Source organism: Parabacteroides distasonis (assembly GCF_004793765.1).
GTDB lineage: Bacteria > Bacteroidota > Bacteroidia > Bacteroidales > Tannerellaceae > Parabacteroides > Parabacteroides distasonis_A.
Window position 1 is genome coordinate 70,693 of the sequence record NZ_SRYM01000002.1, and the last position, 13,891, is coordinate 84,583.

The following is a 13,891-nucleotide window of genomic DNA, read 5'->3' on the forward strand; positions in this document are numbered from 1 at the left end:
CACGATTCTCTCCTCAAGGCTCACTCGACATTTATCGGGAATTCACACACTTTGACGCTTACCTTAGGGGAATATACACCGACCCGCTGTCGATAGTCTTAAAGATTCGTCCGTATTCTTGCGTTATAATTATTTCATTCTCTAAAAGATAAGCATACATTCTTCGTTCAGTGCCAGCGAACGATCATTCGGCGGCACTGAACGATCATTCGCCGCCGCCGAACGATCGTTCGCTGTCGCTAAATGAAGTATATATTAGGTTACGAGGGATTTTCCATAAGGTTCAAGAAATATTTGTTTCGGTTTGTCTTGGCTTTTATCCCTATGGATTGGAAGAGAATAGCCCTTGCGGACAGTATCGGTTGAATCCATAATAGGCTACAACATACTAATTAAGAGAAGACAGCTCTTCCAACTCCATGGTACGTTCCGTCCAAAGATCCATCGCATCGGATAGCTCTTTTTTCATGGCGGAATACTCGCTATATAGGGAGACATCCGATGCACCCTCAGGCGTAGCCAACTTCGCCTCGATAGCCGCCATGAAAGCCTCAAGCTCCGAGATACGGGCCTCGGCCTCGGCTACAGCCTTCTCCGCCTTCTTAATCGCCTTGCTCTGCTCCTTTCGGGCCTCATAGGAGAGTTTATTCTGGGAAGGTTGCGCCCCCGAGATACTTGCGGCAGGGGTGTTCATCTGCGAAGAACGCTCCAATTCTCGTAAGCTATCCATCTTCTTATGTTCCAGAAAATCATAGATACCACCTAAATGCTCTATCACCCTCTGGTTTCCGAACTCATAGACCTTATCTACTAGGCCGTCGAGAAACTCACGGTCGTGAGAGACGATGATCACGGTTCCGTCGAACTCCTTCAAGGCGTCCTTCAATACATCTTTCGAGCGCATATCCAAATGGTTTGTCGGTTCATCGAGAATCAGCAGGTTGACCGGCTCCAATAACAAGCGGATCATCGCCAAACGAGTACGCTCGCCACCCGACAGGACTTTCACCTTCTTATCGGAGGCCTCGCCACCAAACATAAAGGCACCTAATATATCACGGATCTTCAAACGAATATCCCCTTGGGCTACGTAATCGATCGTATCGAAAACGGTAAGGTTCTCGTTCAATAGCTGCGCTTGGTTTTGGGCGAAGTAACCTATTTTCACATTATGACCCAACTGTAGCTTACCGGTATAATCGGTGATCTCGTTCATGATACATTTCACGAGCGTAGATTTACCCTCACCGTTCTTACCCACGAAAGCCACCTTGTCACCCCGGTTGATCGTTAATGTCACATGCTCGAAGATCACGTGATCGCCATACCTTTTCGCCACTTCCTCGCAAATAACCGGATAAGAGCCGGAACGTGGGGCAGGTGGGAACTTCAACCGTAGCATGGCGCTATCCACCTCGTCCACCTCGATGCGCTCCACCTTCTCCAATTGCTTTATGCGGGATTGTACTTGCACGGATTTCGTCGCCTTATAACGGAAACGCTCGATGAAAGCTTCCGTATCGGCCAGTTTCTTCTGTTGGTTCTCATAAGCCCGCAACTGCTGCTCACGACGTTCTTGTCGGAGCACTACGTACTCCGAGTATTTCACCTTATAATCATAGATGTTTCCCAACTCGATCTCCAGGGTACGAAACGTGGTATTGTCGATGAAAGCCCGGTCATGCGATACCAGGATCACAGCATTGGCACGAGTTGCGATAAAGTTCTCCAACCATTGGATAGACTCGATGTCCAAGTGGTTCGTCGGCTCATCCAGTAACAAGACATCCGGCTGGCGGAGCAAAAGCTTAGCTAGTTCGATACGCATACGCCATCCACCGCTAAACTCGGAAGTAGGACGATCGAAGTCCTCACGGGAGAAGCCTAGTCCGACCAACGTACGTTCCAGCTCTGCGTGATAGTTATTGCCGCCCATCATCTGAAAATGCTCGGTCAAATAAGTGACACGGTCTATCACCTTTTGATAGCCTTCCGACTCGTAATCCGTACGCTCCGCCAATTGGGTATTCAGGCGGTTGATCTCCTCCTCCATCTCATGGATATGCTCGAAAGCGCACTCCGCCTCCTCCCGTACCGTACGGGTATCGGCCAATTGCATATGCTGCGGCAAGTATCCGATAGTAATATCTTTCGGCACGCTAACGGTTCCAGAGGTGGGTGATTGCAGACCGGCGAATATCTTCAACATCGTTGATTTACCCGCTCCATTCTTGCCCACCAGGGCTATACGATCCTTCTTGTTTACTACAAATGAAATGTCATCAAAAAGCGTAAAACCGCCAAACTCAACTGTTAGTCCTTCAACCGAAATCATGCTATCTCTTTATTTATGACCACAAAGATACAACAGTTCAAGGTTTACTCACAAACTTTTCAATTAATATCATCACATCCTTATGCAACGGAAGGGCCGGATCGGTATAGGTAGCCATCTGTTTTTGCTGGTCCATCGTATCGCAAGTCTTCATCAGATGGTTCATATTCCTGATCAAATAGTAATCGGCCGAAGGCTGGGCTTGCCTCAATAGTTCGGCGTCTTTTACTGATACTTGTATATCCTTATCCCCTTGCAAGATCAACACCGGTTTTTTTAGTTTCTTGATGATTTCCTGCGGATTATACGTATACCATGAGATCATATAAGGCTGTACCGACGAACGGAACAAGGCTTGTAAGCCGATCGGCACGTCCGGCACGAGCTTCCCTTCCTTCAAGGATGTGTTTATAGACTTTACCATGTCCCGGATCACTTCCGGCTGACCTGCCATTTGCTCCTCCACGATCTCATAGGCCGGACGACCCGCACCCGCCACCGAAATGTATCCTTTCACTTTCGAATTATCGACAGAAGTTACCATACCGACCAACGCTCCCTCGCTATGTCCCAACACATAAATACCGGAGATCCGTTTATCATTGCTTAAATAATCGATCCAGCCTTGCGCATCCTTAATCCCATCCTCGAAACGCATGGAATACTCATCCTTTCCCGCCGAGGCGCTGGAAGCGATACCCCGTTTGTCATACCGCAAGGAAGCGATACCTTTTCCCGCTAGCCCTTCCGCCAAGTATTTAAGGGAGTTATTCTTACCCGGCAAGACCTCAGAGTTCCCGTCCATATCCGTAGGACCGGAACCAGCTATCATCAATACGACCGGATAACCGGACTCTTGATTGGGAGTTACCAACTTTCCTTTTAATGTCCCGGTAGACGTATTCAGCGCAACCGGACGCTCGTTCAACCGTACAGGCAATTGCGGCAAACAATACAAGGGCACAAGAAGAAAGCAAGCAAAAGCTATCAATCTCTTTTTCATAACGGAATCAATTTATACTTTAAGCACGTGAGATATTCCATTTCAACATCCGCCAAATATAACTAAAAAAGGGGAAAACCTCTCGGCCTTCCCCCCTTCTTTATCTAACATCTTATAGGAATTTAATACCCCGGATTCTGTTCCAAGTTCGGATTCTTGTCGATACTTCCTTGAGGTATCGGCAAATAACGGTTACGAGAAGTGAAAGAACGATTCTCAATCACCGCCGTACTGGTTACCGTGGCACGTGTACCCGGATCAACTTCTGCCTCATCGACAGTACCCTCTATACGAAGCAAATTTCCGTTCATCACCTTCTCCGCCAACATCTTTCCATTTTCTTTCCAACGGATGATATCCGCACGGCGCAAGCCCTCGCCAGCCAACTCAACTGTACGCTCGCGGTGGATCAACTCTCTAAGCTTATCTTTCGTAGCATACTTAGCTCTATCCACGGCCGGCATCCCCGCACGTTGACGAACCTGATTCAAATAGCCGTAAATATCATCAGAAGGACCATTCAATTCATTGGCAGCTTCCGCATACGATAACAAGACCTCCGCATAACGGAAAACGATCGGGCACGCACCAGAGCTCCATATGTTCCCATATTGCTCCATCGGATCCAAATACTTCGCCCATGACAAAGCGGTCTTTGAGGCATTATCCGTATAAGTCGGGAAATTCTTGTTCTCACTTCCATCTGCCAAAATCTTATCCAAGGTATTAATGACAGATCCCCTAAAATCACGTCCTGGATATAATATGGTCATAGCCATACGCGGGTCGCGGTTAGCGAACGGATGTTTCGCATCGTACAGGCTCGACTCCTCTTTCGTCAAGCCATCGGACATCTCGTACATATCAACCAGATTCTGGGTCGGCACAATAGAAGACCATCCTCCTTCGGCATTGTTATACATCTGTCCGATCGTACCCAACCCATGCGTATTCTCTATATGTTGGTCTGCCAAGATAATCTCTTTGGAATCCACGCCCGATAGCTTAAACAAGTTCGTATAATCAGCATCCAACTCATATTGCTTTAAGTCGATGATCGCCTTTGCCGCATCTTTAGCCTTCTGCCAATCTCCGTAATACAAGGCCTCACGCATCTGGAGTGCCAAAACCGCCCCCTTAGCCATGAATCCGCGAGCGGCCGGTACGTCAGCGATACCCGCCAACGCCTCATTCAAATCTTTCGCTATATACTCGCGGACTTCTTGCTCGCTATTCCGTTTCACTTTCGCCTCATCCGCACTCGTATAGGAATCAATGATAGGAACACCTCCATAATTCCAGTTCATGACAAAATAACGATAAGCACGTATAGCCTTAGCCTGCGCTACATAATCATTTTTGACGGCCTCGTTCGAAAACGTCACTTGATCGACATTCTCCAAAAAAGTATTCGCCCGGCGAATCGAAGTATAGCTATAAAAACTAGCCCCCGTGTTAGAACTGGACAATGAGCCATCCCCCCAAGGGCGATATCCCTCCCAAGGGAAGTTGTTGTAACCTATGTCTGACCCACAATCCAAATAAAGCAAGGCATTACCATCCAACAAACCCCGATAACAAGCAACGATAAAACCACGTGCGTCCGACTCTGTCTGCCAAGCGGTAGAATGTGCCAATTGATCCTTAGGCACCGTATCCAAAAAATCGGAACAGGAGGAAGACATGACAGCCATACCCGCTGCCAATAAATATATTGATAATCGTTTCATAAAATCCTTATAATTTTTGCATGAATAACTTAGAATGTCACATTTACACCAAATGAATTCGTCATAATCAACGGATAACTAGATAAACGAGAACTTACGGTCTCCGGATCCACATTTAACGGCATGGAATCGATCGTGAACAGGTTCTCCGCGGAATAATAGATACGCACGTTCGACAAGCCAATCGCACTTAAGACATTCTTCGGAAGCGTATACCCCAATTGCAAAGTCTTTAAGCGAAGGTAGCTCGTATTGATCACCCAGAAATCAGACATCACGGTAGAAGCCTCGCTTGGAGACTTACGAGACTCCGCTACACGCGGCATGCTAGCATTCGGGTTGGAAGGAGTCCAGCTATCCAACCAAGCAGTGGAAGGATGTCCCGCACTACCCGAAAACTCACCGAACGCCTCTTTCGTAAAGGCACGGCCCACATTACCTGCTCCCGCAAAGTTCAAGGTAAGGTCAAATGCTTTATAGCCCACATTCACGTTCAAACCAAAAGTGACAATCGGGTTAACAGTTTTAGACAAGACTCGATCGTCGGCTGTGATCTTGCCATCGCCATTCGTATCCTCATACCGCAAGTCTCCTGCCTGGAATTTCTGTCCGAACGGATAACCATCCTGTCCGGCATACTTATCCATCCATTGCTGCGCTTCCTCATTCGATTGGAAGAAGCCGTTCGCCTTATATACATAATAAGAATCGATCGGTTTCCCTACGAAACGCCACAAATCGCCATCGTCCGGATTCGTCATACGATCCACGCCGCCTAAATCCTCGATCTTATTCTTGTTATAGGCCATGTTACCGATCACGCTCAACGACCAATCATCCCATTTATTGTTATAGCCTAACTGCACCTCAACACCTCTGTTTCGCATAGAACCTACATTATCAAAATAAGGATCCAAGCCGAACTCTGTCGGAACAGGTACCTCCATGATAATATCCGTTGTCTTGCGGTCATAATAATCGAACGAGAAAGTCACATGCTTAATCACAGCATCCAGACCCCATCCCCAAGTAGTAGATTTCTCCCACGAAAGATCCTCGATCCGATAGGCTTTCTGATAATAACCCGTAGCCAAGCTACCACCGATAGGATAACTTCCATCCAAATTATAAGTCTGCATCCAAGGATAATACTGGTTTTCCCATGGATTGCTCTTATTCAACGCATCTTGGTTACCCAACATACCCCAAGAAGCACGAAGTTTCAAACTGCTCAACCAATCACGCGAATTTTCCATAAACGCCTCCTCGCTAATACGCCAAGCACCCGAGAAAGACGGGAAATATCCCCAACGGTGTCCTGGAGCGAAACGAGAGGATGCATCCGCACGGAAATTCGCTTCCAACAAATATTTACCCGCATAATCATAATTGATACGTCCGAAATAAGAGAGCATAGCCAACTCACGGCTCACTCCATTATTCGTCTGTGTAGAAGCTGCGCCTGCGTCCATATCCCCCAGGCTATTGCTTGGTAAATTATTACGACGCATCTGATTCTTGCTAACCTCGTATTTCTCGGCATGATAACCAACCATCGCTTTCAAGCCATGATTTCCGAAGCTCTTGCTATAATTCAGCAACGCATCAAAATTATAACGCTTCCAATTCACGAAACGCTCATCCAGATAAGTCGTACGAGAAGCGGATGCCGGATCATCGGGGATGCTCAGCACACGCTCGGTCTTCCGTTGGTCCTCATTCACATAAGCCCCCGTCACGGTCGCCTTCAAGCCCTCGATAATCTCATAGTCTACAGCCAAAGATCCGGTAAAATTCTGATTGTAGTTATCCACGGTCTGTCCGGAATCCAACCAAGCGATCGGGTTACCATCATTCGTCGCCCCATATTTGCCGTCCGCATCCTTGATAGGGATCATCGGGCTCAGGATATTCAACTGACGGATAATCTGGTCGGAAGATCCACCATAATAACTTGCGTTCGGGTCTTTATAGTCATTCTTAATGAAAGACATATTCATACGAACGCCCAATTTCTCAGTCAACTTCATATCCAAGTTCGTACGTCCGTTAAATTGCTTACGCTCAGAATTCGGAAGGATACCCGTCTGGCCTAGATAACCAGCCGAAGCCATGTATTTCACGTTCTCCGAACCACCGGCCACGTTCACATTATGCTTATGCAACAAACCTGTACGGAAAGCAGCGTCGTTCCAATCCGTATTAGCATAAGTGCCATCCTCGTATTTACGAATTTCCTCATCGCTATAACGTCCTTGCGACAAGCCATTGTTCAAATCTATTTGATTATACAAACGGGCATAATCAGCGGAACTAACCCGTTCGATTCCGGAAGTCGGGCTAGACACGCCCACATATCCGTTATAAGAAATACGAGGAGCACCGGATTTACCGCGCTTTGTCGTGATCAAGATAACACCGTTGGAAGCCTTCGAACCGTAAATAGCGGCGGAAGAAGCGTCTTTCAATACAGAAATACTCTCGATATCATTCGGGTCGATATCATTCATGGAGCCACTCTCGATACCATCGATCAGGATATACGGGCTGGCAGAGTTCAACGTACCGACACCACGGATACGGATCGTACTGCCATCCTGCCCCGGACGTCCTTGACCGGAGGTTACCGTAACACCCGGCATCATACCCTGCAAACCTTGAGACACGTTGGAGATCGGACGGTTTGTCAACTCCTTGCTATCCAATTGAGCTACCGCTCCCGACAAGTTCGCCTTCTGTTGCGTACCATAACCAACAACGACTACCTCATCCAATTTCTGGGTATCCTCTTGCAAGGAAACTTGAATAGAAGCCTCTCCATTATACTTAATCTCTTGAGTTAAATAACCAATAAAGGATACTTGAATTATATCCCCTTTCTTCACATCCAACACAAAATTACCATTCATGTCGGTTACAGTACCATTCGTAGTACCTTTTACAACTATTGACGCTCCAGCCACAGGGCCAAAACTGTCACTAACCGTTCCCTTCAAACTACCTTCTTGCTGGGAAATACCTACCCTCGGAGTTATCGCCGCACGATCAGAAGCATGAACCACACCCCCGGAACACAACGCCGCAGACAATAGAACAAAACTGACAGGTCTTACAATTTTCAACATAAGAATCGTTTTTTGTTTATTAAATAGCCGTTACTATTATAAGACTTAAGGCATACTATTTTAGATCTCGTTTCTTATAATATTCACTCTTCTAAATCATTAAATGTATAATTATAAATCCTCTGCTAACTATCATGAAAGCGATTCTTCATCGTTCTGGCGGAACTTATAATCATTAGACGGAGCAAATATAGCACTATTTTTAATTATAAAACAAAAAAGACTATTTTTTTGCATGCAATTCTAAAAAAACGCCACTAGGTTTATTAAAATATTTAACAAACATTCTTTATCAACCATAATCTTTTTTAGTATGAAGCTATGAACCTCAAAAGGTATATAGTTTGAAATTCAAGCATGAAGTTATTGTATATAAGTAACAAACAGAGTTCCGCCAGAACTACGTACTTATAGAAGCCTAATTAATATTAAGGCACTTATTCCATTTATTCCTTTATAAACCATTATTTATCATGAAAAAGTTGTTATCTTCGTCCCTTGTAATAACAAATTTTTAAATCATGAAAAAGAAAAGCTTAACTTTATTACTAGCGACTACGGTGGCAAGTAGTATCCTATTTTCATCCTGTATAGGATCTTTTAGTTTAACAAACAAACTTCTAACGTGGAATAGAAGCATCGACAGCAAGTTTGTTAATGAGCTAGTGTTCATTGCTTTCTGGATTGTCCCAGTTTACGAGATTTCCGCTTTGGCTGATGTCCTTGTGATCAACTCTATCGAATTTTGGAGCGGAAGCAATCCTGTAGCGGATGTAGGTAGCGTTAAAACAATCGATGGCAAAGATGGCGTTTATACTGTAGAAACAAAAGCCGACGGATATCATATCCAGAAAGAAGGCGACGAGAAAGCGGTTGATTTAGTCTTCAACGAAGCAGATCAAAGCTGGAATGTACAGGCTGACGGTGAAAGCACAAAATTGTTAAAATTCAATGGTAATGACGAAGTTGTCATGTACCTACCGGACGGTAAAGAAATGAATGTCGAGTTAAGCCAATCTGGAGTTTTAGCATTCCAGCAAGTAGCTAACGGATATTCTTACTATGCTGCTAAATAATTGAGAATTGAAAATTGAAAGTTGAGAGTTATAAAGAAGAGCCATTCTCAATTTTTAATTCCCAACTTTCAGTTTCCAATTATTCAATGCTAATCTAAATAAAATACAATGAATATGAACTTTATCAAGAAAATGATGCTTTCCGGAGCATTAGGTTGCCTTATTTCCGGAATAGCTTACGCGGACGGTTCTTCACCCCAGCCCGTAAAACCTTATTGGCAAGACATTCAAGTCGTAGGCGTAAACAAGGAAAAACCTAGAAGCTCCTTCATGAGTTATGCGGACCGAGAAACCGCTCTCACCTCTCGATTTGAGAAAAGCCCGTACTATTCCTTATTAAACGGTACTTGGAAATTTTTCTTTGTCGACTCTTACAAAGACCTTCCTCAAAACATCACAGATCCTTCCGTTAATACCTCTTCATGGGATGATATAACCGTTCCCGGAAACTGGGAAATACAAGGACATGGCATAGCCATTTATACGAATCACGGATATGAATTTAAGCCAAGGAATCCTCAACCTCCGTCATTGCCGGAAGCGAATCCGGTTGGCGTATATCGCAGAGACATCGAGATCCCCGCAGGATGGGACAACCGGGATATTTATTTACACATCGGCGGAGCTAAATCCGGCCTTTACGTATATTTAAACGGAAAAGAAGTGGGTTATAGCGAGGATTCCAAAAATCCCGCCGAGTTCTTGATCAATAAATACCTGCAACCCGGAAAGAACGTGCTTACATTAAAGATATTCCGTTGGAGCACTGGCTCTTATTTGGAATGTCAGGATTTTTGGAGAATGAGCGGTATCGAACGTGACGTATTCCTCTGGTCTCAACCCAAAGCCAGTATTCAAGATTTCCGTGTCATCTCAACCTTGGACGATACGTATACGAACGGAATCTTCAAACTGACGGTAGACTTAAAGAATCATACGCAAGAAACGAAAAACTTAAATGTCGGATATGAGCTTTTGGATGCGAAAGGTAATCTTGTGACCTCCGAGGCTAATGACATATGGGTAAGTCCCGTAGGCCCTCAAACAGCTTCTTTCGAGCATGATTTAAAGAACGTGGCCCCTTGGAGCGCCGAGCATCCGAATCTATACAAACTATTGATGACGATAAAAGAAGATGGTAAGGTAATCGAGGTAGTTCCATTCAACGTTGGTTTCCGCCGGTTCGAGATGAAGCAAATCGACCAAGTAGCGGAAAACGGAAAACCTTATACAGTCTTATTATTCAATGGACAACCGGTGAAGTTCAAGGGTGTCAATATCCATGAGCATAACCCGGAAACCGGACATTACGTAACCGAGGATATCATGCGCAAAGATTTCGAGCTGATGAAGCAAAACAATATCAACGCTGTCCGCCTATGCCACTACCCGCAAGACCGTAAATTCTATGAACTCTGCGACGAATACGGATTGTATGTTTACGATGAGGCGAATATCGAGTCTCACGGTATGTATTACAGCCTGAAAAAAGGCGGCACTTTGGGTAATAATCCGGAATGGCAGATCCCACATATGGACCGTACCATGAATATGTACGAACGAAACAAGAACTACCCGAGCGTTACTTTCTGGTCACTCGGAAACGAGGCTGGAAACGGATACAACTTCTATCAAACCTATTTATATCTGAAAGATAAGGAAATAAATGGCATGAATCGTCCGGTGAACTACGAACGTGCCCTTTGGGAATGGAATACAGATATGTATGTACCTCAATACCCGAGCGCCGAATGGTTAGAAGAAATCGGACGTAAAGGTAGCGATCGTCCGGTAGCTCCTTCGGAGTATTCACACGCGATGGGTAACTCTTCCGGTAACTTATGGGATCAATGGAAAGCGATCTATAAATACCCGAACCTGCAAGGTGGCTTCATCTGGGACTGGGTAGACCAAGGTATCTTGGAAAGAGATGATAACGGACGCGAATATTACACCTATGGTGGCGACTATGGTGTAAATGCCCCCAGTGACGGGAACTTCCTTTGCAACGGCCTGGTAAACCCGGATCGTACCCCGCATCCCGCTATGGCGGAGGTTAAATACGCCCATCAAAATATAGGGTTCGAGGCAATCGATTTAGCGAACGGTTTATTCCGCATCACGAACCGTTTCCATTTCACGAACCTAAAGAAATATATGATCCACTATAGCGTAACAGCCAATAATAAAGTTGTACGCTCCGGTAAAGTCTCTTTGGATATAGAACCCCAAGCTTCTAAGGAATTTACGGTTCCCGTAGGCAACTTAAAGCCACAAGCCGGTACGGAATATTTCGTAAACTTCAACGTAACGACCGTAGAAAAAGAACCGTTAATCCCTATCGGACACGAAATCGCTTACGATCAATTCCGCTTACCGATCGAAGGCCCCAAGAAGGCGCTTAAGACCAGCGGCCCTGAATTAACGGTTTCAACAAATGGAGATAACTTATCGGCCTCCTCCTCAAAGGTAAACTTCGTGTTCAATAAGAAGACAGGAATCGTTACCTCTTATAAAGTGGATGGTACGGAATATTTCAGCGAAGGCTTCGGTATCCAACCGAACTTCTGGCGTGCGCCGACCGATAACGACTACGGAAACGGTATGCCGAAACGCTTGCAAATATGGAAGGAGAGCAGCAAGAACTTCAACGTAACAGACGCTACCGTCACGATGGATGGCAATAACGCCGTGGTGAACGTGAACTATTTATTGCCGGCGGGAAATCTATACATTGTTAATTATACGATTTATCCTAACGGAGCTGTAAATGTCGCCGCCCATTTTACTTCCACGGATATGGACGCCGCCCAAACCGAGGTATCGGAAGCTACTCGTACGGCAACCTTCACACCGGGACGTGACGCCGCCCGTAAAGAGGCTTCCAAACTAAACGTCCCTCGTATCGGTGTTCGCTTCCGCTTGCCGGCTAGCATGAATCAAGTGGAATATTTCGGACGGGGACCTGCGGAGAACTATTGGGATAGAAACGCCGGTAGTATGATCGGCTTATATAAATCTACAGTCGATGAATTATATTTCCCATATGTACGCCCACAGGAAAACGGCCATCATACCGACACACGTTGGGTATCCATTAGCTCTGGAAAGAAAGGCTTGTTAATCCAAGCGGATAATACGATTGGATTTAACGCTTTGCGGAATTCCATTGAGGATTTCGATGATGAGGAAGCGACCGGCCTGCCCCGTCAATGGAGTAATTTCACACCGGAGCAAGTAGCGAATCATGATGAAGCTACGGCAAAGAACGTACTACGTCGCCAGCATCATATCAACGATATCACGCCTCGCGACTTCGTTGAGGTTTGCGTTGACTTGAAGCAACAAGGCGTGGCAGGTTACGATAGCTGGGGTTCACGCCCGGAACCAGCTTATACATTACCCGCAAACCGGGAATACAAGTGGGGCTTTACCCTTATTCCGCTTAAATAAAGAAAAGTCACAACTTATCCATAGTAAAGGGAGTGTATTAGGCTTAATCCAATACACTCCCTTTGTTTGTACTACTGCAACAGCTTTGCAGTAGTACTGCAACCCGCCTTGCAGTAGTGCTGCAACCCTCGTGCAGTAATACTGCAAAACGGATTGCAGTAACGTATCCTTATTTAATCACTTCCTTCAAGGTATTCTGTAAATCTTCTCCAGTGATATTCTTGGCGACGATCACCCCGTTCGGATCCAATAACACATTTGCCGGAATTCCCCGTACCCCATAAAGAGCAGGGATCTCAGAATCCCAATATTTCAAGTCGGAAACGTGAGTCCAAGTCAACTGATCGTCAGCGATCGCTTTCTGCCATTTAGCCTTGTCCTTGTCCAAGGATATGCCTACTATCGTAAAGTTCTTATCCTTATGTTGCTGGAAGGCATTTACGACGTTAGGATTCTCCTTACGACACGGAGGACACCAAGAGGCCCAGAAATCCAATAACACATACTTTCCCCTGAAGTCCGACAAAGACACGGAAACACCAGCAGTATCCGGCAAGGAGAACTCTGGAGCGACTTGTCCGATCTGCACGTGTTCTAATTGCTTGATAATACCGTCCAAGTCCTTCACATAAGGACTATTGGCCAATGCCGGGGAAATCTTCGCACGGGTCGCCTTCAAATCATCCAAAGATAATTGATAGGTAAAATAACGATATAGATAGAACGCAGCCCCCGGAGAATCCGGATACTTCGAAATCAAACTGTCAATATCATACCCTTCCTCAAATACCTTCTCCACATTTTCTTGAAAGACATTATTCACCGGTGAATTCTCTACGGTAATGGTCTCCCCGTCATTCCCGATCTTGACATTCATATTCGTATTCTCCAAGAAAAGTTGAACAGGATAGTTCATGCTCTCGGTTGCCAAACCGAATAGTAAAGGCTGATCTACCTCACCCTTAAAGGTGAATTTCCCGTCTTTGACCTCTGCCGTATCCACGTCAAAGAACATTTTATTACGGAATGACTTCAAGTAAATTTTACCGTCGGGCATATTCTCTACCTCTCCATTGATAACATATCCTTTTGGAGATTCTTGGCAACCAACCATCAAAAGGCCGGCAAGCGCCATCATACAAAATTGTTTCATTTCTCTATTCTATTTT

Annotated in this window: 7 protein-coding genes; 2 read left to right on the forward strand and 5 right to left on the reverse strand. The window is 45.3% G+C overall.

Going from position 1 to position 13,891, the window contains the following annotated elements:
* Positions 1–388: 388 nt before the first annotated feature.
* From E5342_RS01215 to E5342_RS01230, 4 genes are all read right to left on the reverse strand, one after another.
* Positions 389–2,335 (reverse strand): ABC-F family ATP-binding cassette domain-containing protein, encoded by a 1,947-nt coding sequence (locus E5342_RS01215; protein WP_121735528.1) that lies wholly within the window; start codon positions 2,333–2,335, stop codon positions 389–391.
* 37 nt (positions 2,336–2,372) lie between these two features.
* On the reverse strand, positions 2,373–3,338 hold the full coding sequence (locus E5342_RS01220) for an alpha/beta hydrolase family protein (RefSeq protein WP_121735527.1): 966 nt from the start codon (positions 3,336–3,338) through the stop codon (positions 2,373–2,375).
* 122 nt (positions 3,339–3,460) lie between these two features.
* Positions 3,461–5,068 carry a RagB/SusD family nutrient uptake outer membrane protein gene (locus tag E5342_RS01225; RefSeq protein ID WP_135958631.1) on the reverse strand — a complete coding sequence of 536 codons (1,608 nt, stop codon included), beginning with the start codon at positions 5,066–5,068 and terminating at the stop codon, positions 3,461–3,463.
* Between the two features lie 29 nt (positions 5,069–5,097).
* A complete protein-coding gene (locus E5342_RS01230; protein WP_135958632.1) occupies positions 5,098–8,193 on the reverse strand; it encodes a SusC/RagA family TonB-linked outer membrane protein in 3,096 nt (1,031 codons plus the stop codon).
* A gap of 521 nt (positions 8,194–8,714) precedes the next feature.
* On the opposite strand from E5342_RS01230, the gene E5342_RS01235 reads away from it, so the two are divergent.
* Both E5342_RS01235 and E5342_RS01240 read left to right on the forward strand, forming a co-directional pair.
* On the forward strand, positions 8,715–9,269 hold the full coding sequence (locus E5342_RS01235; RefSeq protein WP_135958633.1) for a DUF3332 domain-containing protein: 555 nt from the start codon (positions 8,715–8,717) through the stop codon (positions 9,267–9,269).
* 114 nt (positions 9,270–9,383) lie between these two features.
* Positions 9,384–12,722: a glycoside hydrolase family 2 TIM barrel-domain containing protein gene (locus E5342_RS01240; RefSeq protein ID WP_135958673.1), complete on the forward strand. Its 3,339-nt coding sequence runs from the start codon at positions 9,384–9,386 to the stop codon at positions 12,720–12,722.
* 169 nt (positions 12,723–12,891) lie between these two features.
* Here E5342_RS01240 and E5342_RS01245 read toward each other — a convergent pair whose 3' ends face one another.
* Positions 12,892–13,875: a TlpA disulfide reductase family protein gene (locus E5342_RS01245; protein WP_121735523.1), complete on the reverse strand. Its 984-nt coding sequence runs from the start codon at positions 13,873–13,875 to the stop codon at positions 12,892–12,894.
* Between the last annotated feature and the right edge of the window lie 16 nt (positions 13,876–13,891).